We start from the raw sequence: 24,082 nt of genomic DNA on the forward strand, positions 1-24,082 counted from the left end.
AGTTACGCACTTGCGACAAGTTTTCCAAGTTCTGAACGATTTCTCGCGGACGCAGCCTGCGAGAAATCGTTCAACTGCGTAAGTCCTATCGGACATTCAGGATCAATAAAATTTTCTAGAGATTATCCCTAAACGGCCCGCAATAGGGGTATCTATGAGGTCGGGACTCTCCAGCGTACACACTGGCGGAGAGCCACCGTGAGGAGAGCCATTCATGCAGAAGATTGGGCAGACCATTGCTGCTGCTGGCGTTTGGGTGCTGCTGGGGTTCCGGTGGGGCGGGATGTCAGGTGGGGCGATCGCTCTGGCCCAGGCGGTTCCGCCCCAGTTTGCGCCGACCCAGCCAGAGCGCAATCGCCTGCCCGCGCCGACCCTACCAGCCGTTCCCCTGTCGCCCGAAGCGCAAGCCCCTATCCTGTCGCCTCCCGATGGGTTTCCCCAACCGCTGCCGACGGATGAAGCAGTGCAAATCCCCATTCGGCAAATTGAGGTGCTGGGCAGTATGGTGTTTACCGAAGCAGACTTTGCGCCAATTGTGCAGCCCTACGAAGGGCGATCGCTCACCCTGGCCGATCTGCGCGAGGTTGCCGATCAGTTGACCCAGCTTTATCTCGACCAGGGCTACCTGACCTCGCGGGCCATTCTGGGCGACCAGCTTGTGGCCGATGGCGTGGTGCAATACCGCATTGTGGAGGGCAGCCTGGAGCGCATTGAGGTCGAAGGAACCAATCGTCTCCATCCGGACTATGTGCGGAGCCGCATCTTGCTGGGGGCAACCACGCCGCTGAATCAGGCGCGACTGGAAGACCAACTGCGGCTTCTACGGCTGAATCCGCTGTTTGAAACCGTTGAGGCCAGCCTGCGGGCGGGCAGCGGGCTAGGTCAGAGTATTCTGGTGGTGCGCGTGACGGAGGCGCGCCCCGTCACTGGCTTTGTCAGCGTAGACAACTATTCGCCCCCTGGCGTTGGCTCCGAGCGGCTGGGTATGGAGCTGGTGGCCCGCAACCTGACGGGCTGGGGCGACGAGCTTTCGGGAACCTACTACCGCAGCACCACGGGTGGATCGAGCAGCTTCGACTTTGCCTATCGCCTATCGCTCAACCCGATGGACGGCACGGTGCAACTGCGCTACGCCCCCAGCGAATATCGCATCACTGACCCAGAATTTGTAAACCTCGACCTCAGCGGCAGCGCCGATGAATATGAACTCAGCTTTCGCCAGCCCTTGTTCAAAACGCCCCGCGAAGAATTTGCTCTGTCGCTGAGTCTGCTGCACCGGGATGGCAGCTCGTTTTTTAGCGACAATCGCTTTTTTGACAATTTTTTGCTCAAGAGTGAATCCACCAGCCTGATTGCCTTTGGGCAGGATTTTGTGCGGCGGGATGCGTCGGGGGCCTGGGCGCTGCAATCGACGCTGAATGTGGGCGTGGGGCTGCTGGATGCGGATGTGGGGGGCGATCGCGACAGTTTGTTTGTCTATTGGCTGGGACGGGCGCAGCGGGTGCAGATTTTGCAGCCGGGGAACGTGCTGATTGTGCAGGCGGATGTACAGCTTTCGGGCGATCGCCTCCCGGCCTCGCAACAGTTGGCGATCGGCGGCGGACAATCCCTGCGGGGCTATCGGCAAAATGCGCTGCTGGGCGACAGCGGCTTTCGCGTCTCGGTGGAAGATCGCATCACGCTGGGGCGCAACGAAGCGGGCGAATCGGTGTTTCAGGTCGCGCCGTTTGTGGATGCGGGAACCGTTTGGGTGAATGGCGACGGCGACGACAGCCCGTTTCTCGTCGGGGCAGGCGTGGGGCTGCTGTGGGAAGCACTGCCCCGGCTCAACCTGCGGCTGGACTTCGCCATTCCCATCACCGAGTTTGACGGCGCAGGCGAAAACGCCCAGGATCGCGGGTTCTACTTTTCCGTAGACTATCGGTTCTAATGACCCAAAGGTGTTCTCACTCTGACTTTACCGCCATCCACACTCAACTCCTCAATCGGTTGTTCAACCTCTGGTAAATCAAATGTCTGACGATGTACGATGCGTTGTTGAGTTTTGGCAGGAACCCGAATTCCAGTCAGGTAAGCCAGATCCCGTTCTGCCTGCTCGTAAGAAACCGTCGCACTCAGAGGTAAACAACAGTTCTCTAAATGTGGGCTGATTTGGCGATGCGGCAACACCTTCAACTTTTCGGCTTGTTTGCTGGTAATCTCTAACTCTCCCAATGTGCTTTTCAACCTTCGGGGTCGTCCTGCGGTTGTTGCTGTAAGCGATCCAATAAAAATTTTTCCAACTCTGGACTCACATGCGCTTGAATCTTCTGCCGGACGGTCATTTCAATCCCTTCTGGTGACATGCTCCCAAAGCATCTCGCACCTGATCCAGCAATTTTTCAGGAGGTGACTGCATAGAGATAAGTAGATGTACCTTGCGCCCGATAGTACACTTGCTCGACTCCCTGAGGGATCTGAAATTATGCGGAATAATTCCTGCTATTTCGTCTGAGCAGCGTTTTATACAGAAAAAATCTGCATAAGTAGCGTATTTAGGGTGTTATGCCGAATTGTTCTGCCTATCTACCCTCTGCGGGACCTTAGACGGAAAACTTTAGTTTGGACTAATGGTGAAGAGGAAGGCAGTCAATGAGAAGCACCGACTGCCGTAAGGTCAATGAAGTACAACCAACATTGACCCCATGATTTTCAACGAACTTCAGCAATTTCGCCAAACGTTGTATGCCAGCTTGGGAAACGCCAGAGATGCCCTGTTTGATCTGATGGATGCCGTGTTAGTGAGTGCGTGCATCGTGTCGTTTGTGAGGCTATCGCAGAGTCCTGTCTTTCGTCGCCAGTGGTCGAGCACCTATGAAGCGTTGCGCGATAGCCGCCTACCCCGATCAAAGGTGCTGAAGCTGTTGGTGCAGCAGATACCGACTCAGCAGCAACCGTTGTTGGCAGGTGATGCGAGTCGGTGGAACCGTCCTGCTGCCAGGCGTTTGAAAGACCGCACCTTATCAGGCAGAACAGGACATGCCCCGATAGCCGGACAAAACTACAGTACCTTAGCCTGGATTGCTGAAGACAGGGGCAGTTGGGCATTACCATTGCGGCATGAGCGCATCACCAGCTTTGAAACACCCGCCAGTAAAGCGGCATTCCAACTCAAACAAGTGACTCGGCAGTTAGCGGTGCGTCCGTTGGCGATCTACGACCGAGGGTACGGCAATGCCAGTTTTGTCAACCAAACGGCAGGGATTGAGGCAGACTTGCTGCTGCGGGTTACATCCAATCGATGTGTCTATGGCGCGCCCCCAGCGTATCGAGGGCGAGGCGCACCTGCCAAGCATGGACATAAGATGAAACTCAATGACCCTGACACTTGGAGTGTCCCGGTCGAAACCGTTGAAGTCGATGATCCCAACTGGGGACGAGTGCGGGTCAGTCGTTGGAGTGCATACCATTTCCGCAAATCCCCCAAACGGGCAATGGAAGTGTTGCGCGTGGAGGTGCTGGAGACACAGAGCAGCACGCGACGCTTGGCTCCTTTGTGGTTAGTTTGGCTGGGTGAGCAGATGCCTCCGTTAGAAACCCTGTGGTTGCACTACCTCCGTCGCTTTGCCATTGAACACTGGTATCGCTTTGCCAAGCAGAGGCTATATTGGACACATCCCCAGTTCAGTTCTGTATCGGCAACCGAACAGTGGAGCAGCCTGATGCCGTTGCTCAGTTGGCAGTTGTGGTTAGCGCGAAAGGACTGTACTGACCACCCCTTGCCCTGGCAGGCACCGCAAGAAACGTTGACTCCGGGTCGGGTCGCACAAGCGTTTGCAGGCATTTTGGCAGCGATTGGCACCCCTGCTCCTGCGCCTAAACCTCGTGGTAAATCGCCAGGACGAGGCAAGGGGCACAAGCCAACTCCTCGTCCCTGCTATCCGATGGTCAAAAAACGAGCCTCGAAACGCAAGACATCCGAACAATCCCTGAACAGTCCGGTTGCAACAGCAGCTTAACTGCGAGCAGGATTGTATCCAATTCCTTAAGTTCAACTGTTATGAACGGTTGAGCAGATTCTTTATGGCATCCTGTTGAGCATTATTGTGATGCCAGTTAGTCCAAACTAAAGGGAAAAATTCAGTCTATTAATAGTTAGAGCTAATTTATGAAGCAAATCTTAAGAAGCCTGAAACTCTTGGCATGTGTGGCTTTGAGGTCATGTTTGCCCAGGAAAAGCGGTTTCTCGGAAATCCTTGATTAACAAGGCTTTCAGGCTCCTTTACAAATTAGCTCTTAGCCCTCAGTGCCCTGGTTCTGTCAGCTTATCGGTAGGTAGGCGATTCGCCCCCCAAATTGCGAAGGCTCGGTTCTTCGAGGTCTGGTCAAGCCGAACACTCCCAACCGCTTTTGGGTCAGCCGCAAAGGTTGAGTAGCGACAGACTTGGGCCAGTGTGCAATGCCCTAAAAGGTATCCGGGGGGCGATCGCCCAAAGATGTCGGTGCTGCCAGATGAGGGCGATCGCCCGGTTTCTCAGCCTGCGTTCGGCAAAACAGCAGCCTCTAAATTCTCTAAAAGTCAACCCCGCGCTTCAAGTCGATGCCCTTTTCGGCGTAGTGCTTGTGGCAAAAGACCTCGGAGTGGATGCTGGCTAAGTCGAAATAGGCCGGAGGATTTTTGCAGCGGCCGGTAATGATCACTTCCGTATCGCGGGGTTTTCGCAGGAGCGCCTGGATAATCGGCTGCTGGGGCAATAGCTCTAGATCTACTGTGGGGTTTAGCTCGTCGAGAATGATGGTTTTGTAAAGCCCAGAGGCGATCGCCGCCCGCGCAATTTCCCAGCCCCGTTCGGCTTCCACGTAGTCTAGCTCCTGCTGCTGTCCGCGCCAGACGATGGCATCGCGGCCGCAGCGCTGATGATCTACTAGGTTGGGATAGCTCTGGTGCAGCGCGGCGATCGCCGCATCTTCGGTATAGCCTGCGCCGCCTTTGAGCCACTGCATGATCAGCACGCGATGCGACTTGTCTTGGCTGATCCCGCGCCCGATTGCTTGGAGCGCCTTGCCCAGGGCGCTAGTGGACTTGCCCTTGCCTGCCCCCGTGTAAATCTCGATGCCCTCGATGCCGTGGGTGGCGGCGTTGGGATGAAAGTGGGGCTTCATTTCTGAGTGCAGGTCGGCAATATCCAGGAGGGGCGGGGGTGCGCCGCGCCCGGTGGCGATGATTTCCAGATCTTCGGGCTTATTTTTCAGCGTGCGAACCACGTCATCAATCGACAGCAGCCCCAGATCCAGCACAGGGTTAAGCTCGTCTAGCACGACGACAGAATATAGCCCAGAGGCGATCGCCCCCTTGGCCACATCCCAGCCGCGCTGTGCCTCCTGCTTGTCGAATCGGGTGATATTGTCGGGGCCAAAGAACTCTGCCCGCCCCGTCCGCACCTGATCAATCAGATGGGGAAAGCCCCGCTGGAGCGCTTCGATAGCGGCATCTTCATCGTAGGTGCGCCCCGGCCCTTTGAGGAACCGCAGCAGCAGCACCCGGGTTTGCGCCGACGTGCGAATGCCCAGCCCAATCGAGCGCAACACCACGCCCAGCGCGGCCTGCGACTTGCCTTTGCCCGCGCCGTCGTAGACGTGAATTTGCCCCAGGATGCGCTCGCTGCGCTGCTGCGCCGTCCGAATGCCAACACCCGCTCTTGTCATGGCTCTAAGATAGTTTTGAACGCAGAATCACCGAACGCGAAATCACCGGAAGCAATCATCCTACCAAACGCTACACTCGGTCTTGAGAATTACAGGCTTTTTCCTCAGAATCTTCCTTAGGGGACTCTGGGATTAGGCATTGTCTGGGCAGGCACGCTACCAGTAGCGCCTCCGAACAACTCCTTAATCTATATAAGCAGGTAATGTTCGCATCTGTCTTGCCCCTGCGGGCGATCGCCTTTCAAATTTTGTTTTTGCTGATGGCGATCGCCATTGAATCCCACGTCTTTGCCGTGCAGCTCACCCTGCCGCCCAAGCAGACCAACGGCATTTCGCCGCAGCAGTCGGTGCAAATTGCCGCAACGCTGAACCTGTTGACGGCGATCGCAGGATGGTTTGTGTTTTTCAGCGTCCAACCCCTGCTGTCGCCGCTGCTCAAGCAGCAGTTGCTGGGCTTTATTTTTTTTGACCAGTGGTCTGCCGATGCGGCGTTTCCTGCTATCCTGGCAGGTTTTCTGACGTTCTTTGCCAGCTTTGCGGTCAAGCTACTGGGGCTGTCGGCGCTGGAATGGCTCCTGCTCTCCCCTGCCGAATGGGCCGCCCTCCGAGAAGCCTCCAGTCCCCGCTACCGTTCGGGGCAAGGGCTGCTGCGAGACAAAGACCGCGATAAAAAACCCCCCACCAACCTATCCAATACCCTCTTGGCGGCAAACGCCTTCAGCTACACAGCAATTTTGGCAGTGCTATTTGCCCGCAGAATTGTGGATGAGGTAATTCTGCGGGTCGGCTGATCCACACCTGGTGCTAACAAGTGCTATACCATCAAGGTCTATCCTCTTGTTCCCCAGGGTTCTGATGTACGACTGGCAATGGCGTGACTGGCGCGGCGCGTCTTACCTGACCTGTAGTTTGCTGGACGGGTTTGATCACGGTTTTTTTACCCGGCAGTTTGCGCCGTGTGGCCCAGAATACCTAACCCCGGCGCTGAAGCCGGAGGCACGGCCGCTGCGAGTAAAGCAGGTGCATGGCAATCGGGTGTTGAGCGCGGCAGAGATTTGGGCAGAAGCGTCCGCAGGTCTGGGCGCGGCAGATGAATCGGGCTGGCCGCCGGCCGATGGCGGCGTGACGGATGAAGCGCTGGAGGCGGCGTGGGTCTGTTCGGCAGACTGTGTGCCTGCGCTGATTGCGGATGTTTCGACGGGGCAGGTGGCGGCGGTTCATGCGGGCTGGCGGGGCACAGCGCTGGAGATTGTGCCCGTGGCGATCGCCCGGTTGCAGGAGCGGGGCAGTCGGTTAGCAGACCTGCGGGTGGCGCTGGGGCCGGCGATCGCCGGCGCGGTGTACCAGGTTTCGACGACCGTTGCCGCCGAAGTGGGCGCGACCGTATTGCCGGAATTTGCCGGACGATGGCGACAGGACGCTACCCTGCTCGACCCACAAGCACCGTCAAGCGATGTGCCCGATCCGGCTAAACCGCGACTGCCCGATGGCGTTGCTGAGGCCATTCTGGAAACGCTGGGGTCGCTGCCCCTTTCGCCGCTACATCCCGACCCACAGCCCGGCCGGGTGCGGCTGGACGTGCGCCGGGTCAACCAGTTGCAACTGCTGAATCTGGGTCTGCTGCCAGAGCAGGTGGCGATCGCCCCCTACTGCACCTATCAAACACCGGAGCATTTCTTCTCCTATCGGCGAGAGCGGCGCAAGCAGGTGCAGTGGTCGGGAATTGTGAGTCGGTAAGTGTTGGGCAAGCTGGTGAACAGCAGAGCATCAGGCAAGGTGCGTCAGTGTTGAGAAAAGTAACCTTTGTGGGAATTCTGAGTAAGAAGCATTGGGCAGAGAATTTTCTGGTGGCGGATGCCCCGTGTTTCGTCTCCCATGTTTCGCCTGGTGTGTGAGTGATGGTTAATCAGCGTCAATGAGTAGGGTGGAGCCGATCGATAGAGTCAGCAGCGTTGTGGACAGTTGGGAGCAGCAGGGATCGATTCTGGACGCAGTAAGCGTCGGGGTGGTGGTCTGTGGACGGCGGGTTGAGGTACAGTTCTGTAACCAGATAGGGCGATCGCTCTTGGGGCTGACGGGCGATTTGCCGCCGGATAGCCCGCTCGAGTGCCTGACTGAAGGCTGGATTTGTGAAACGGGGTCGAAGCTATCGGTGGCGCAGTTGGTTCAGCAGGCGATCGCCACTGGAGCGACCCTGCAAGCGGTGGTGGGGATACCCCAGGCTTGGCAGAATAGTGCTTTCGGAGGGTCTGTGACCTGGCTCAGGCTGAGCATCCAGCCCCTGCCCCCAAGCGCCTCTCCGTCAGCGGCAGTTTGCACGCTGATCGACCTCACCGAGCAGTGCCGCGCAGCGCAACAGGGACAATGTCCGCAGGGATCGCTTTGCGAATCGCAGCGTGATCAAGTCGCAGACCTAGTGCTGGCCCGGCAGGAATTAATGCAGCGCACCGAGCAGCTAGAGGCGATCAACCGCGAGCTAGAGTCCTTTTCCTACTCGGTGTCGCACGATTTGCGGGCCCCCCTGCGCCATATTTCGGGCTTTGTAGCGGTCTTGGGCGATCGCCTAGCGGCCAACGGCTGGCTGGATGACCCCAAAGTGACTCACTATCTGGACACCATTCGCAACAGCAGCCGCAAGATGGGCCTGCTGATTGACGGGCTGCTCAATCTGTCGCGAGTTACCCGGCGATCGCTCGTGCAGCGCCCAGTGCCGCTCCGTCCCCTGGTCGATCGGGCGATCGCCCTGGCCACGTCCAACGAACAGCCCGGTTCCCCCGTCGAATTTGTGATTAGAGATTTGCCAACGGTGTCGGGCGACGCGACCCTGCTCCAGCAGGTGTTCGCCAACCTGATCGACAATGCCGTCAAGTTCAGCCGCCCTATGCCCCAGCCCCGCGTCGAAATCGGCTGCCTGCCCGACCACACGCTGTTCGTCCGCGACAACGGCGTGGGCTTTCCGCCCGAATTCACTGATCAGATCTTTGGCGCATTCCAGCGGCTGCATCCGGAGCAAGAGTTTGAGGGCATGGGCATTGGGCTGGCGCTGGTGCAGCGGATTGTCTTGCGCCACGGCGGCAAAATCTGGGCAGAGAGCCAACCTGGGCAGGGCAGCACGCTCTATTTCACCCTCCGGGGGGTTCAAACCTCTGGGGAGCGTGAATCAGAGTCAGGCTTGGAACGCGGCAGGTGAGCGCGTGAGACAAAAGCGCTACCATAATTGCCTTCCCGACCCCTGATTATGGATATATGTATAGGACTGACGCGCTTGCGATGAATGTTCTGGGTTTTGGATGATTTCTTGCGGGCCCAGTTTGCGAGAAATCATCTTGCGAGAAATCATCCCACTGCGTTAGTCCGAATTGAGTTGCTAAACCCCTTGAGTAAATTCCATGATGCTGACGGCTGAGAGTCGGGTTGCCATTCTGCTGCATGAGGGAACGCAGGGTTCCCACGGCAAAACAGGGCTGTCTCTATTGCGCTATAGCGACATTCCAATTGTGGCGGTGATTGACCAAGCGGCGGTGGGGCGATCGCTCCTCGAAATAACTGGGATTCCCCGCGATGTGCCGATTGTGGCCTCGGTGCGCGAGGCGCTGGCCTATTCCCCAACCGTGCTGACCATTGGCATTGCGCCGTCGGGTGGGGCGCTGCCCGATGCCTGGTGGCAAGAGGTGAAGGACGGCGTGGCGGCAGGATTGTCGGTGGTCAACGGGCTGCACACGCCAATGGCGACGGCTCCCGACTTGCGGGATCTGGTGCGCGACGGACAGTGGATTTGGGACGTGCGGCAGGAACCCCCAGGGCTGACCGTGGGCGGCGGCAAAGCGCGATCGCTCTCCTGCAAGCGAGTGCTGACGGTGGGCACGGATATGAGCGTGGGCAAAATGTCTGCCAGCCTGGAGCTAGACCGGGCCTGTCGGGCGCGGGGGCTGCGATCGCGCTTCATCGCCACCGGGCAAACGGGGCTAATGCTGGGGCACGACGGCATTCCGCTGGACGCGGTGCGGATTGACTTTGCCGCTGGAGCCGTCGAGCAAGCCGTGCTGCGGAATGCGCCCAACCAAGACATTCTGCACATCGAGGGCCAGGGTTCCCTGATGAATCCCGCCTCCACGGCCACGCTGCCTCTGATGCGCGGCAGCCAGCCCACCCACCTCGTCCTGGTTCACCGCGCGGGCCAAACCGAAATCCGCAGCTTTCCTGGTTTCCACATTCCGCCGTTGCCGGAAGTTATCCAGGTCTATGAAACCATCGTCCATGCAGGCGGCACCTTCGCCCCGACCAAGGTGGTGGCGATCGCCCTCAACACCTTTCACCTAGACGAAGCAGCCGCACAGCGGGCGATCGCCCAGACCCAGGACGAAACCGGACTGCCCTGCACGGACGTAATCCGCTTTGGCGCAGAGGGAATCTTGGAGGTGGTGCTGGATTGATATTGCCTGATATTACCTGTCATCACCTGATATCATCTAATATTACCTGACATTACCTGGTATTATCTGGCATTACCCCGTCACCTCGGCCACCTGCCGCTCGGCCGCGGCTTGCACAGACTGCGCGGCTGCCAGGGCCGCTAGCTGTTCCTCAAGCTGCGCTTTCACCACATGGCGAAACTGGAAGAAATGCTCGCCGGTGCTAAGGGCAACGAGATAGTCGTAGAGCAGGCGCGGCCGGGTGAGGGCGATCGCCAGCAGTTGCCCCCAAAACCGAAATCGCGTGGAGCGCAGCACGCCCTGTCGCCAGCAAATCGCGCTGAAGAGTTGCCACTCGGTGCGGGTGAAGGGGCGATCGCTCTTAGCCCGCCAGCCATTCATCATGCGGAAATGGCGAAAGGTGCGCTTCAGGAAATTCATCGGGTCATAGATATGCCAGAAAGCGTCGATATACTCGCGAGCAATCTCTTCCACGGGGCGCGTCGGCACAAAGTTCATAATCGTGCCCTGATGGAAGGTTCCCAGACCATCGGTGAGCCGTCCCTCCTGCTGGAGTCGGTTCCACAGGGCGGTATTGCGGAGCGCCTGCAAGATGCTAAATTGCGCCTGAGGAATTCCGGTTTCCTGAATAAACTCACGCACGCGCCGCCCCGCCCCCGGCCGTTCGCCATCAAAGCCGATGATGAAGCCTGCCATGATTTGCAGCCCGGCCCGTGTGACCTTGTGGCAAGCATCGATCAGCGATTGGCGCGTGTTTTGCAGTTTATTAATGCCCACCAAGCTCTCGGTATCGGGCGTTTCAATGCCCATGAAGACGATCGTAAAACCTGCTTTCACCATGAGTTCTAGCAATTCGTCATCTTCTGCCAGGTTCAGCGAGGCTTCGGTCAGTAAGATAAACGGATACTGGTGCGCCTCCATCCAGGGAATTAGCGCCCGCAGGAACACCTTGGCATTGCGCTTGTTGCCGATAAAGTTGTCGTCTACCACAAACACATAGCGCCGCCAGCCCAATTCATAGAGGCGATCGAACTCAGCCAGCATTTGCTCTGGCGTTTTGGTGCGGGGCTTACGGCCGTAGAGGTTAATGATGTCGCAGAATTCGCACTGGAAGGGGCAGCCGCGTGAAAACTGCACAGTAATCGCCAGGTAAGCTTCTAGATTCAGCAGGTCAAACCGGGGAATCGGCGTTTGCGTGACATCCGGCTTTTCAGCAGAGCGAAAGATGCCGCTGGGTTCGTGGCGGGCGATCGCCTCCAGAAACAGAGGAATCGTGCATTCTCCCTCGTCCAGAATCAGATAGTGGGCCCCTGCTTCCTGGGCCACGTCTGGATAAGAGGTCGGGTATGGGCCGCCCACTGCCACTTTCTTACCCAGCGCTACGCCCTTGCGAATCAGCGCTTGAAAGTCTGCTTTTTGAATCACCATTGCCGAGATCATGACCAGATCACACCAGTCCCAGTCGGCCTCGGTTTCGGGGCAGACATTGCGATCGGCAAAGCGCAGGTTCCAGTCTTCAGGCAGCATCGCCGCCACCGTAATTAGGCCCAGGGGCGGATTGGTCGATCGCAGTCCCGCTAGATCCAGCGTTTCCTGATACGACCAGAAGGAATTGGGCATCACGGGCCAGAGCAACAGCACATTCATAGGCACTCCAGGGAGCGAGGAGAATCCGTGATGGCAAGGCGTTAGGAATTGGGAATTGAGACGTTAGGGGTTGGGGTAACGGTCACTGCTCAAATCACCATTGAAATCACCGCTGAACAGGCTGAAAAGAGAGTCATCGATTTTGCCTGTCCCATTGACCTGTCCCATGAACCTGTCGCATTGACCGATCCTAACTGGCTTGCCAGGGGCTATTTCATGTCCCCTTAACCTACGCCGATTCATAACATTAGGGATTATCTATTCACTATTCGTTTCATTTCTCGTTAACTTCCGTTACGCTCTGCCCTCCCGTTCCCTAAGTTTCTGCCAACTGGGGCCGGGTGTCCCCAAAACGCCCCCCAACTGTACCCAGTTGTGCCCATTGCAACCGTACAAGTGCGCTATTTTGAAAAAATCACCGTATTCTTGAAGTTAAGCGTTCTGAAAATGAGGAAAGACGAGTCATCACCCGGCTTGCCCATTTTTCTGGAACTGTCAACCCGGAGCAGGTTGCTCCGGAATCGGGTGACCTTCCCAGCCGCACCAGATTCTACTGCTGGCTCAGGCGTTCACTATGGGGAAATATGCCCTGCTGATTGGGGTCAGCAACTACCAAAATCAGGATGCCGTCCGCCCATCTCCGAGCGCCCGAAACGATGTCAACGCGCTGCGGGAGGTTTTGCTGCATCCAGAAATCGGCGGCTTTGATGAAGCCCCGCAGGTGTTTGACCCCGACCGCATGGAGCTAGAGGAACGCATTGAGGAGTTTTTTCGCAAGTGCAGCGCCCACGATCTGGCGGTGATGTACTTTTCGGGGCGGGGGCTGCGCGACGATTTGGGGCGGGCCTACTTCGCGACCCGTTCCACCCGCCGCAACTCAGACGGACAACTAGTCAAAGCAACCGCCCTGCCTGTGGGGCTGGTGCGCGATCTGTCGGGCAGCAGCCGCTCGCGCCAGCAGGTGATGATTCTAGACTGTGGCTTTAACGCTCAGGTAGACCCGGCCGTGGCGGCACGGGCCAATGGCTCCTTTAGCATTGGGCATCAGTTGGGAGCGCAGGGGCGGGCGATTTTGCTGGCGGCAGATGATGCGCCTGTGGTGCTGGATGACTGCGATCCGGATCTGTCGCTGTATACGCATCATCTAGTAGAGGGGATGACAACGGGCGCGGCGGATCAGGATCACGACGGCCAGGTGTCGGTGAAGGAGTTGCACACCTACACGAGCGATCGCGTGCGCCTGGTTTTGCCGACGATGCAGCCGGAACTGATTGCGCTGCGGGATGAGGACGGGGCGATCGCCCTCACCCGCGTTTTCCCCCAAGACCCCCGCCAGCGCTATCGGGAAGCAGTGCAGCGGCAGCTTGACCCCGACGGACGACTGACTCCCGCATCCGTGGCGATTTTAAAACGGCAGCGATCGCAGTTTGGGCTGTCGGATGCCGATGCGCTCAGCGTCGAGGCAGAACTGATGCAGCCTTTCCGAGAACACGCCGAGCGCCTGCAAGACTATCGCCAGACGCTCAGCGCCGAACTGGCCCAGGCGTATCCGCTGTCTCCAACACAACTGGGTCGGCTGAGGGAATTGCAGCAGGTGTTGGAACTGTCGGATGAGGAAGTGGAGCCGATCCACGAGGCGCTGATGCAGCCCTACGCCGAGCGCGAAGCCGCCTACCGCACCCATCTGATTCAGTATGAGCAAGCCCTGACCAAGGCGCTGCTGCAAGCCGACCCGCCCAGTGACGCGGTGCGCGATCGCCTGCGACAGCAGCAATCTGTGTGGGGACTGGTCGACGCAGACGTGGCCGCCATCGAACGGCGCGTGCAGCAGCAAATTCAGGAACGCCGCGAGCGCGATCGCCACAACCTGTTGCGCTATGAACAGGAATACGAAGCGGCGCTGCGGGCTAGCGAAACCCTTGGCCCCGCCGATCGGCTCAAGCTCGACAAGCTGCAACACACGCTCGACCTGCGCCAGGTGCAAATCGACTCGGTGGAACAGCGCGTGCAGGCTCGGTTGCAGAAGGAACGGGCCGAACGAGAGGCGCGGCGGCAGCAATATCAAGCGGCGTTTTTGCAGGCGATCGCCCAGGAGCCGACCCTGCGAAAATCCGAGCGCGATCGCCTCCAGACCTTGCAAACGCGCCTCCAGCTTAGCGATGCAGACGTGGAAGCCCTAGAGCAGGCCGCGCTGCTCCACCAGCGCCAGCAGCAGCACCAGCAAAATCTGAAACGCTACGAGCAGGCGATGGCCCAGCGCCTTAGGCTAGAGTGTCCCTTAAACGAGTCGAGCCTATCTGAACTAAAACTGATTCAGGAGTCTCTCATGCTGACGGATGAGGAAATTGCCGCGATTCAGCGCAAGCTAACGGCCCTGGCCGAAGCCCAGCGCCGCGCCCAGGCAGAAGAGCAGCCCCAAACTTTCGCCGCGGGTGTGCCGCCTGCATCGCCGGCCGGAAGCAATGCTGCCAGTCCCCCGCCCGCCGCTGCACCTGCCCCATCCGTGCCGCTGCCCCCGCCCACGGGCCAGCCCGCGCCGCCCCAGAGCTTTGTGCCGCAGCCCGGTTCGGCTGCCCCAGAACCACTGAATTTGGGGACGAACCTGGGGACGAACCTAGGGACGAATTTGGGGGAGACTCCCGCAGGGGGCACTGCGCGAATCGCCCCGCCGCCCCCGCCCTCACCAGCGTTTACCACGCCACCCGCCGTCGTTCCCGCTGCTCCGTCTGCTAATTCATCCACAAAGCCTGCGACGGCCCCGCCTCCATCCCCCCTGCTGCCCGACCCCTGGGAAACCTCACCAGAAGACTTGCCCACCGACGCGACTTCCAAGGCGACGGCTGACACGACGGCTGACAATGGCGCAGGCGCAAGCGCAGAGGCGGCGACAACCGCAGCGCCTCCCCTCCCGCCGGAATTCACCGAAACCACAGCCAGCGACCCGCCCCCGCCCGCTGCCGAATCCCAACCTGCCCCAGACTCCTCACCCGCAGCCACACCTGCGGAAAATGGCAGTGCGCCGCTGCCCCTGCCGTCTCCGCCGCCAGCCCCCGAAGCGCCGTTGTCTGACCTGCCGGAACCCCAGCTTCAGGTCGAGGCGTTTGTGGTCGAAGGGCTAGGACAAGCCCCCCCAGCCCCCGAAGCGCCGTTGCCGCCAGAATCCGTCTCGCCGCCAGCGGGATCGCCTGAGCCTGCTGCCCCGGAGCCTGCTGCCTCTAAACCGTCGGTTGCCGATCCTGCACCTGATCTTGCAACGGAATCCGCAGCCGCACCCGCCACCCCTGATGATTGGCTGGAGGACATTGCCACCCACACCCCGCCGCCACCGCCCGATCTGGTGAATAGCATCGATGGCAGCGTGGACACGCCCGCCCCGCCAGCCGACTATCCAGAGGATGAACCAGAGGACTTGGGAGAACTGCCGCTGCCCGAAGGATGGTCAGCCGGAGTGCCGCCGGGTCTGGTTTCCCCGGGAGGGTCTGGGAATGGCGATCGCCCCATTGCAGATGCCCCCATTGCAGGCACTCCCATTGCAGACGGTTCCGCACCCCATCATCCCGACAACGCAATGCCGCCCGCAGGCATCCCAGCCTGGGGCAATGGCGGAGTCCCCATGCCGCCGGGCCAGGTTATCACCGCCATCGACCCACCGCCAGGAATCATAACAGGGGGCGGCATGGCTCCAGCGCCCCAGCCCGTCCAGGCTCCAGCCGACCTGCTGCCCTCCGAGTGCGGCATCGACTACACCCGGCTGCAAGGGCTATTGCAGGAACGACTCTGGCTCGAAGCAGATAGATACACCTGTCACCTGATGCTCTTAGCCGCAGGTCGCCAAAAGCAGGACTGGCTCAACCCAGACTCCCTGGCCCGGTTTCCCTGTGTGGATTTGAACACGATCAACGGCCTGTGGCAGAAGTATAGCAACGGACATTTTGGCTTTACGACGCAGGAGCGCATCTATCAAGGACTGGGTGTTGAACTGCCCCACGCGCGGCGAGCGCTGGACTTTGCGGTGCTGGTGGATTGGGCCTGGAAAGGGGTGGGCGGCTCCTACGCGATGTTCAAGCCCTACAGACAACTGACCTTTGGTCTGCACGCGCCACCGGGACATCTGCCCGCGCTGTGGTATTGGAAGCTGGGTCTGTGGTCTGGGTTCCGCTCTGGTTCCCTGGGCAAGATGCGCGATTTTGGGGGCGAGGACGAAATCCAAATGCTGGCGGCACTGATGGGGCGACTGTCGGACTGCAACATTCGCTAAAAACCAGGGGCATCCCTGCCCTGCCAGTTCAGGGTCTGCCCGATCAAACCCTGAACCCTGCTACACTGTGATGTTTGGAAGTTGGGAACTGGCAAGCTGCACGTTCCAGCCATCCACTGAAGCAGCACGTTAGGACTTACGCAGTTGGACGATTTCTCGCGGGCTGCACCCGCGAGAAATCGTCTAAAACCCAGAAAACTTATCGCAAGTGCGTAAGTCTTGCATGTTTTATCCCGTTTTATTCAGAATTCAGAACAAAGGGCATGAGCGCAATTCAGGCGATTCGGGGCACGCGAGACATTTTGCCGGAGGAAGTGGGCTACTGGCAGCAGATTGAGGCGGCAGCCCGACAAATCCTGGGCAATGCGGGCTATCGCGAAATCCGCACGCCGATTTTTGAGCAAACCGAACTATTTGAACGCGGGATTGGCGAAGCCACCGATGTCGTGGGCAAGGAAATGTATACCTTCACCGATCGGGGCGATCGCTCTATTACCCTGCGCCCAGAGATGACGGCGGGCCTGGTGCGATCGCTCATCGAACACAAGCTGTATGCAGCGGGCAACGCCCAGCGGCTTTGGTGCGTCGGCCCCGTGTTTCGCTACGAGCGGCCCCAGGCCGGGCGACAGCGCCAGTTTCACCAACTGGATGTAGAAGTCATGGGCAGCGCCGATCCCCGCGCCGATGCCGAGGTGATTGCCCTGGCGACGGACTTGCTGCAACATCTGGGGCTGAAAACGCTGACGATGGATTTGAACTCGGTGGGCACGCCCGCTGACCGTCAGCAGTATCGCGCCGCCCTAGTGGACTATTTCACGCCGTTCAAAGCCGAGCTAGATCCCGATTCTCAGGATCGGCTGACGCGCAACCCAATGCGAATCTTGGACAGCAAAGATGCCCGCACCAAGGAAATCGTCCAGGACGCACCCAGCATTCTCGACTACCTGAGCGCCGAGTCGCAGCAGCGGTTCGAGGCGGTGCAGCAGCGCCTCACTGACCTGGGCATTGCCTACCAGGTGAATCCCCGTCTGGTGCGCGGGCTAGACTATTACACCCACACCGCGTTTGAGATTCAGTCGGCAGACCTGGGCGCACAGGCGACGGTCTGCGGGGGCGGCCGCTACGACGGGCTGGTGGCAGAACTGGGCGGCCCCGAAACGCCCGCGGTCGGCTGGGGGCTGGGCATGGAGCGGCTGGTGCTGCTGCTGCAAAAACTGCATCCGGCGACCGAAGTCAGCGTCGATTTTTATGTGGTGTCTAAGGGCGATCGCCCCGAAGCCCAGTCGCTCCAGATTGCCCAAACGCTGCGTCGACTGGGCTTTTCGGTCGATCTCGACCTGAGCGGCAGCGCCTTTGGCAAGCAGATGAAGCGGGCCGACCGCAGCGGTGCGGCTGCCTGCCTGATTCTGGGCGACGAAGAGGCAGAAACCGGCATGGTGCAGGTGAAATGGCTGGCATCGGGAGAGCAAGAGGCGATCGCCCAGGCCGACCTTGCTTCCAGGGCTGACCTGCTGCGCCAGCAGCTCGGAAAACGCTAAAACCCAAAAGCCTCGCCCACACACTCGCTATGATGAATCTGCCAACCCTCTACCCCGGTTCTCCCTGACCCCCAACCCCTCCTCTCCTGCCCATGCGTCCGATTCTGCTTTTCCTTTTCATTGCCCTACTCGCCATCGTAGTGCTGCAAAACCTCTCGCCTTCGGTGGCGCTGACGTTTTTGGGGATGCAGACGGTGGCGCTGCCGCTGGCAGTGTGGCTGGTGGGGGCGGTGCTGGCGGGGGCCATCACAACGGTCTTGGTGGCCACGCTGATTCGGTTTTTGGCGAACGGGCGATTCGCGAAGCGATCCTTGCATGAATCGCCCCGTCGCAAGGCCCGCCGCCCCAGCCGCAGACCCTCCAGCACGCAGGGCGAACCCTGGACCCCGCCCCCCTGGACTGGCGGCTGGACAAAGCCGCTTGACCCGGAACCCGTCGATCGAGCAGGCAATGCGCCCCGTCCGCGAGAAGCCGCCTGGGCCGCGGCCGAAGATGACTGGGAAAATCCCCGCCCTAGCAACGAATGGGACGACTGGGAAGACGCACCGCGTGCTTCCACGGCAGGCAGCCGCACGGTGATTCAGGACGTACCCTATCGGGAAATTGCGCCGCCCATCGAGCCAGACCCCGCGTATCGCGATCGCCCCTACGAAGCAGCAGAATCGGCCTATCAATATCGCCCCTACGAGGCAGAAGCAGCGGCAGAGTCGGCCTATCAATATCGCCCCTACGAAGTTGTCGAGGAGCCGCCAGAGGCCGACGACTCCGCTGGCTATCAATATCGTCCCTACCTGGACGAGGAGCCAGAAGAGGAGCGCGAGGTCTGGGACGACTGGGAGGAAGAGCCGCCCGCCCAGCCCGCCTCGTCGCCTTCGCCAGAGGAGCCGCCCGCCGAACCTCGCCGCCCCATTGTGGAGATTAACCGAGAGCCAGAGACCGGCTATCGATCAGGCACGGTCTACTCCTTTAGCTATCGCCGCGCCCAGCCAGACACCCCCACCGACAACATCAAGGCTCCGCCAGACGAGTCGGCCCAGAGTTCTGCCCAGAGTTCTGCCCAGAGTTCCGCCCAAAGTTCCGCCCAGAGTTCCGCTGGAGAGGCTTCATTACAGACTCCTGCGGCAACGTCGGCTGACCCCTCGACCGATCGCCCAGCCGATTCTGCAACCGCCAATCCACCCCATTCACCCAGCGGGGAATCTACAAAGCCCGGTTCGATTTACGAGGCAGACTTTCGGGTCGTTGCGCCTCCCAGCGACCCAAACCAAGAGCCGATCGCCCCGGTCATGGCGGAGGATGACGCAGACTGGGACGACGATGGCGATCGCCCCATTGCCCCCGACGACGACTATGACCGCAGCGATGGCGGCGAAGTGTGGGACGACGAAAGCTGGGACGACGGGGCAGATGAGCCTGGGGCAGGGCAAGGGTCGCTGGATCGAGAAATTTGGGATGATTGGGACGATGACGAGGACGAAGAGAATGACGACGGAGACAATCCTCCTCCTCGCTCTGGGGGATCGGGGCGATCGCCAGAGGGCAACCCACCACTGCGGTTGGGATAAGATTAATGTTTACAGAGTCGCTGCTGGAATTTTTGTGGGTCATCTTCACCGACTTCTCGCCGCCCTTTTCACGCCATGAACGACACGCCGCCCAACGGCAAACCCACCGAATCGGAATCCCTGCTGCTTCACCTGTCCACCGATCACACCGTTCCCGCCGATGCCGAAACGACGGTGCGGCGGCTGCGGCGCACAAACCTCTATCTGGTGGGGATGATGGGCTGTGGCAAAACGACCGTCGGCCGCTTGGTGGCGCAAAAGCTGGGCTACCAGTTTTTTGACACCGACACGCTCATCGAGACTGCGACGCATCAGACCGTAGCGCAGGTGTTTGCCGAGCGCGGCGAAGCAGGATTTCGCGATCTAGAAACGCAAATTTTGGCGGAGCTGTCGTCCTATGCCTACGGCAGTCTGGCGATCGCCACAGGCGGCGGTGCGGTGCTGCGTCCCCAAAACTGGAGCTACCTACACCACGGCATCGTTATCTGGCTGGATGTGCCCGCTGATCAGCTTTATTACCGCCTGCGCCACAGCACCACGCGCCCGCTGCTGCAAGACCCCGACCCGCGCCAGCGCATTCAGGAGTTGCTGGATCAGCGCCGCCCGCTCTACGCCCAGGCAGATGTCCACGTCCAGCTTCGCGGCCGCGAGTCGCCCGAATTCGTGACGGCACGAGTGCTAGAGGCGATCGCCCGGGCCATTCGTCCTGAAGCCGAAGACCCCGAAGCCGAAGCAGAATAGACCCGCCCTGCCCGATCTCCCTCTGAAATATTTTCCCTTACTGAAGCCAGCTTGCCATTGGCTCAGTAGACTTCACGCGATGCATTCCTGCGGCGGCAAAGCGCTCGTAGGCAGCATCGGCCGCGTCGGTAAAGTCCACCACGCCAGGAACGACGACGGGCGAACTGCAATCTTCCAGCAGATAAATTCGGTTCGTTAGCTTGGGGTGAATCGCCTGGATTTCCGTCAGCAGGTCGTCGATCGTCCAGGCAACGCAGTGGCTCTTGGCCTGTCCGGCAATCAGCACTGCGTCGAAGTCCAGCAGCATAGAAATCAGCGGCAAGTTCTTTTGGGCGATTCGCGAAGCGACCCCTGCGGGAATCGCCCGCTGTTGGGCATCCTCGGTCACTTCGGGCTTTAGCACCGAGTAGTTTTCCGTCAGTGGATGATCGCCTTTGAGTTCAAACAAGGTCTGCGCCTGACGGGCGATGCTGTGAAAAAAGCAGGCCTCCTCCACCGCCGACACCAGCGCGTGCCCAATGCCACCCAGCATGGAGTGGTAGGGCCAAATGGTGAGCGGGTATTTGCCATCCTGGCTCAGCTTGCGGACGTAGTAGAGGGCGTAGGCTTGCAGGCTGTCTGCGGTGCCGTAGGCGATATTAGGGGCGATCGCCGGATTCACACGCCACACGCCCGTTTCTACATCCTCCAGCGAAATCATCGTCATCGCAGGCGGATGTTCCCCAGCCTCGTTGATCCAGAACACCGCGTGGAAAATCTGGGTTGCGGTGTGGGTGTCCATCGTGGCGGCGATCGCCGTAATGCTGCCCAGGTTGCGATAGATAAACTCACACAGCCGCACGTTATCGTCCACCGCGCCCCGTCCCGATCGCCCCCCCACAAACAGTTCATAGTCGGGAATGCAGAACGTATTCTGCACGTCGATCGCCAGCAGACACACCCGCTTCTCATCCATCACCGCTGGCGTTAATTCATGCTCCTTTGCCCACAGCGCTGCCTGGGCCGCCCGCGTTTCGTAAGGGACGCGCCAGACCTCGCCCACGCGCTGCGGGTCGAAAAAGGTGGGAACAGGAAGGGGGGAGGGCATAGACAAGGGCGGAGAAAGGGGCGGATCGAAGCGTTGGCACGAGAGCAGATTCACCATAGGCATATTCACAGCAGATTCACCATAAAGTGATCGCCGTATACAGCGATACATAGCGATCCTCTGCCCTCATACCGTCACTTTATCACGCAAATTATCACGCGAAACCCTCACACGCGGGCAAACGACATCCGGCTGAGAAACGCCCGCAGGCGATCGCTCTGGGGCGAATCTAGCACCTGCCGCGCCGGGCCTTCTTCTTCGACCTGGCCCTGGTTGAGAAACAAGACGCGATCGGCCACTTCGCGGGCAAACTGCATCTCGTGGGTCACAATCACCATCGTCATCCCCTCTTCGGCGAGTTGCTGCATGGTAAGCAGCACTTCGCCCACCAGTTCTGGGTCGAGGGCGCTGGTCGGTTCGTCAAATAGCATGATCTTGGGCTTCATACAGAGGGCACGGGCGATCGCCACGCGCTGCTTTTGCCCGCCAGAGAGCATTTCGGGATAGACCTCGGCCTTTTCGCCCAGGCCCACTTTTTCCAGCAAGATCCGCGCCGTCTGCCGCGCCTCTTTATCAGACAGGCCCAGCACCTTGCGCGGAGCCAGCGTCAGGTTATCCAGCACCGTCATGTGGGGAAACAGGTTGAACTGCTGAAACACCATCCCCACCTGGGCATGGAGCAGGCGCAGATCGGCTGCGCTGAGGACACTGCCCGCCGACAGGTCAATTCCGTTCACCACCAGCCGCCCACTGTTGATCGTTTCCAGATGGTTAAAACACCGCAGCAGCGTGCTTTTGCCGCAGCCCGACGAGCCAATCACCGCCACGACTTCGCCGGGGTTGATATGGCCGCTGATGCCGCGCAGCACCTTCAATTGTCCAAAACGTTTTTCCACCTGAGCAAACTCAATCGCAGGCGTGGCGGTGGCGTTGGGCGAAATCAGACGGTCGTTCATGGGCGGTGCAGGCTGGGATAGCAGGAGAAGTAACCAAAAGGGGCAGAAATAGTGCTATAGGCAACGGAATTTCGCCCGCGGTCAGCAGACGATGCAGTTTTAGCACAGGCGATCGCTTCTACGGAGATGCGACGGCTACGGTCGGCTATTTTTAGGTCTGATTTAGGTCTGATTTGGGTCTGATTTGGTTATGTTTCTGGCTAAATCTTTTGAGCAAATTGTTTAACGATCTGTACCATCTTTGCGCGAGAAATGGGCGATCGCCTGTACAATTTCAGTCTCTCAAGGCAAACGACAATCCGCCTATCCCATTGGGATTTTGTAATTTTTGGAATCCTATTTTTGGGAATCCTGTAACGTTTAGTAACTTTAGGCTAGTAACTTTAGGCAAGTTTAGGAGCGTTCGATTTTCATGCTGAGATTTACTCGTATTCGCTGGCGGGCGCTGGTGCTAGGGCTGCTGAGCCTAGTCTGTGTGGTGCTGTTTGCGGCCTGCGGGGGCAGTGCGCCAACCGCCGACAGCGGCTCTCCGTCAACCGCCGACGCGGCTCCGCTGAAGGTGGCGCTCGATCCCACCTTTCCGCCATTCCAATCCCAAACGGGCGCGGGCCAGTTTGAGGGTTTTGACATTGACCTGATGAATGCCGTGGCCGAGGCGGGCGGCTTCACGATGAACATGGAAGGTCTGCCCTTTGACGGCATTATTCCGGCGCTCCAGGCGGGCACGATTGATGCCACCATCAGCACCATGACCATCACCAAAGAGCGGGCCGAAGTGGTGGACTTCTCTCGGCCGTATTTCAAAGCAGGGCTGGCGATCGCCGTTCAGGACGGCAACACCGACATCACGGGCTTTGATTCCTTGAGCGGCAAGAAAATCTCTGCCCAAATTGGCACAACGGGCGAGGCCGAAGCCCGCAAGTCTGGCGCAAGCGAAGTCCGCACCTTCGACAGCACGCCAATTGCCCTGCAAGAACTGTCGAACGGCAACGTCGATGCCACCATTAGCGACGCGCCGGCCATTCTCTACGCCATCAAGAGCGGCGGCGTGCGTGGTGTGAAGGTCGTCGGCGAACTGCTCACCGAAGAGTTCTACGGCATCGCCACGCCCAAGGGGTCGCCCAACCTAGCAAAAATCAACGCGGGATTGCAAACCATCATCGCCAACGGCAAATACAAAGAGATTTACCAAAAATGGTTTGATGGCGAACCGCCGGTGTTGCCCGAAGCCGCACCGATTTAGTCGCTCCAGGTGAATCGTGGGCCGATCGCGTCTGCGATTCACAGTTAGCTTCACAGCTAGATTCACAGCTAGATTCACAATTATCGGTTTACTCGTTTTTAGGAAACACCGTGCAGCGATCGCTCGAAGTCATTCTCAACGCGCTCCCCAGCCTCTACCTCGGAGCTATTACCACCCTCCAACTCACCATCGTCTCGATCTTGCTGGGGCTGGTGCTGGGGTCGGTGCTGGCGATCCTGCGGCTGTCGCCGTCGCGCTTGGTGAGGCTGGGGGCGATCGCCTATATCGACTTTTTCCGGGGCACGCCACTACTGGCGCAGTTGTTCATGATTTATTTCGGGCTGCCCAGCCTGCTGCAAGGCATGGGCATCGGGCTAAAGTTCAACCAGTGGACTGCGGCAATCTTCGCGCTCAGCCTCAACGGAGCCGCCTACATTGCCGAAATCGTGCGAGCGGGCATCCAGTCGATCGAACTGGGGCAGCGAGAAGCCTCGCAATCTTTGGGACTAGGGCCCCTGCAAACCCTGCGCTATGTGGTGTTTCCGCAGGCGTTTCGCCGGATGATTCCGCCCTTGGGCAATGAATTTATCAGCCGCCTCAAGGACACGAGCCTGGTAGCGGTGATTGGCTTTGAGGAACTGCTGCGGCGGGGGCAGTTGGTCGTGGCGCAGACCTATCGGGCGTTTGAAATTTACTTTGCAGTGGCGCTGGTCTATCTGCTGCTGACGCTCCTCTCGTCTCAGTTCTTCAGCTTTTTGGAGCGCTGGATGAACCCGGTGGAAAAGCTGAAGCGACAGGCATTGCGAGTTCACGAACAGGAAAGCTAGAGAAAGCTGAGCCTCGCGGTGTCTTTGGGAAAGTCAGGACTTACGCACTTGCGATCAGCTCTCTGGATTTTGGACAATTTCTCGCGGGCTGCGCCCGCGAGA

General features: G+C 59.3%; 15 protein-coding genes and 1 pseudogene. 11 read left to right on the forward strand and 5 right to left on the reverse strand.

Going from position 1 to position 24,082, the window contains the following annotated elements:
* The first annotated feature begins 214 nt into the window (after positions 1-214).
* Entirely contained in the window at positions 215-1,930 is a 1,716-nt protein-coding gene (locus HPC62_RS09490; protein ID WP_172355137.1) for a ShlB/FhaC/HecB family hemolysin secretion/activation protein, read from the forward strand.
* Here the strand turns inward: HPC62_RS09490 and HPC62_RS09495 are convergent.
* Positions 1,927-2,226: a hypothetical protein gene (locus HPC62_RS09495; RefSeq protein ID WP_172355139.1), complete on the reverse strand. Its 300-nt coding sequence runs from the start codon at positions 2,224-2,226 to the stop codon at positions 1,927-1,929. The genes HPC62_RS09490 and HPC62_RS09495 overlap by 4 nt on opposite strands.
* Before the next feature lie 458 nt (positions 2,227-2,684).
* Here HPC62_RS09495 and HPC62_RS09500 point away from each other — a divergent pair, with 458 nt between their 5' ends.
* Positions 2,685-3,998: an NF041680 family putative transposase gene (locus HPC62_RS09500; RefSeq protein WP_172353244.1), complete on the forward strand. Its 1,314-nt coding sequence runs from the start codon at positions 2,685-2,687 to the stop codon at positions 3,996-3,998.
* Positions 3,999-4,551: 553 nt separating this feature from the next.
* Here the strand turns inward: HPC62_RS09500 and HPC62_RS09505 are convergent.
* Positions 4,552-5,685, reverse strand: a complete 1,134-nt coding sequence (locus tag HPC62_RS09505) for a cob(I)yrinic acid a,c-diamide adenosyltransferase (protein WP_172355141.1) — start codon at positions 5,683-5,685, stop codon at positions 4,552-4,554.
* Between the two features lie 203 nt (positions 5,686-5,888).
* Between HPC62_RS09505 and fraC the strand changes: the two genes are divergently transcribed.
* The 4 genes from fraC to HPC62_RS09525 all read left to right on the forward strand — a co-directional run bounded on the left by fraC (position 5,889) and on the right by HPC62_RS09525 (position 10,118).
* The gene (fraC, locus tag HPC62_RS09510; protein ID WP_172355143.1) at positions 5,889-6,476 is read left to right on the forward strand and encodes a filament integrity protein FraC; all 588 of its coding nucleotides are present in this window, start codon (positions 5,889-5,891) and stop codon (positions 6,474-6,476) included.
* Between the two features lie 64 nt (positions 6,477-6,540).
* The gene (pgeF, locus tag HPC62_RS09515) at positions 6,541-7,422 is read left to right on the forward strand and encodes a peptidoglycan editing factor PgeF (RefSeq protein WP_172355145.1); all 882 of its coding nucleotides are present in this window, start codon (positions 6,541-6,543) and stop codon (positions 7,420-7,422) included.
* Positions 7,423-7,600: 178 nt separating this feature from the next.
* Positions 7,601-8,875 carry a sensor histidine kinase gene (locus HPC62_RS09520; RefSeq protein WP_172355147.1) on the forward strand — a complete coding sequence of 425 codons (1,275 nt, stop codon included), beginning with the start codon at positions 7,601-7,603 and terminating at the stop codon, positions 8,873-8,875.
* Positions 8,876-9,074: 199 nt separating this feature from the next.
* Positions 9,075-10,118, forward strand: a complete 1,044-nt coding sequence (locus HPC62_RS09525) for a DUF1611 domain-containing protein (RefSeq protein ID WP_172355149.1) — start codon at positions 9,075-9,077, stop codon at positions 10,116-10,118.
* Positions 10,119-10,190: 72 nt separating this feature from the next.
* Here HPC62_RS09525 and HPC62_RS09530 read toward each other — a convergent pair whose 3' ends face one another.
* On the reverse strand, positions 10,191-11,765 hold the full coding sequence (locus HPC62_RS09530) for a B12-binding domain-containing radical SAM protein (protein ID WP_172355151.1): 1,575 nt from the start codon (positions 11,763-11,765) through the stop codon (positions 10,191-10,193).
* A gap of 574 nt (positions 11,766-12,339) precedes the next feature.
* Between HPC62_RS09530 and HPC62_RS09535 the strand changes: the two genes are divergently transcribed.
* From HPC62_RS09535 to HPC62_RS09550, 4 genes are all read left to right on the forward strand, one after another.
* Complete coding sequence (locus HPC62_RS09535) at positions 12,340-16,023, forward strand: GUN4 domain-containing protein (RefSeq protein WP_172355153.1); 3,684 nt, start codon at positions 12,340-12,342, stop codon at positions 16,021-16,023.
* 263 nt (positions 16,024-16,286) lie between these two features.
* Positions 16,287-17,561: a histidine--tRNA ligase gene (gene hisS / locus HPC62_RS09540; RefSeq protein WP_172355155.1), complete on the forward strand. Its 1,275-nt coding sequence runs from the start codon at positions 16,287-16,289 to the stop codon at positions 17,559-17,561.
* A 92-nt stretch (positions 17,562-17,653) separates the two neighbouring features.
* Positions 17,654-19,126: a LapA family protein gene (locus tag HPC62_RS09545; RefSeq protein WP_172355157.1), complete on the forward strand. Its 1,473-nt coding sequence runs from the start codon at positions 17,654-17,656 to the stop codon at positions 19,124-19,126.
* 75 nt (positions 19,127-19,201) lie between these two features.
* Entirely contained in the window at positions 19,202-19,867 is a 666-nt protein-coding gene (locus HPC62_RS09550) for a shikimate kinase (RefSeq protein WP_172355159.1), read from the forward strand.
* Between the two features lie 37 nt (positions 19,868-19,904).
* Here HPC62_RS09550 and HPC62_RS09555 read toward each other — a convergent pair whose 3' ends face one another.
* Together HPC62_RS09555 and HPC62_RS09560 are read right to left on the reverse strand one after the other, a co-directional pair.
* Positions 19,905-20,954 carry a cysteine hydrolase family protein gene (locus tag HPC62_RS09555; protein ID WP_172355161.1) on the reverse strand — a complete coding sequence of 350 codons (1,050 nt, stop codon included), beginning with the start codon at positions 20,952-20,954 and terminating at the stop codon, positions 19,905-19,907.
* Positions 20,955-21,121: 167 nt separating this feature from the next.
* Entirely contained in the window at positions 21,122-21,910 is a 789-nt protein-coding gene (locus tag HPC62_RS09560) for an amino acid ABC transporter ATP-binding protein (protein ID WP_172355163.1), read from the reverse strand.
* 412 nt (positions 21,911-22,322) lie between these two features.
* Between HPC62_RS09560 and HPC62_RS24290 the strand changes: the two are divergent.
* A pseudogene (locus HPC62_RS24290) lies at positions 22,323-23,980 on the forward strand (ABC transporter permease subunit).
* The last annotated feature ends 102 nt before the right edge of the window (positions 23,981-24,082 follow it).

The organism is Thermoleptolyngbya sichuanensis A183 (assembly GCF_013177315.1).
GTDB lineage: Bacteria > Cyanobacteriota > Cyanobacteriia > Elainellales > Elainellaceae > Thermoleptolyngbya > Thermoleptolyngbya sichuanensis.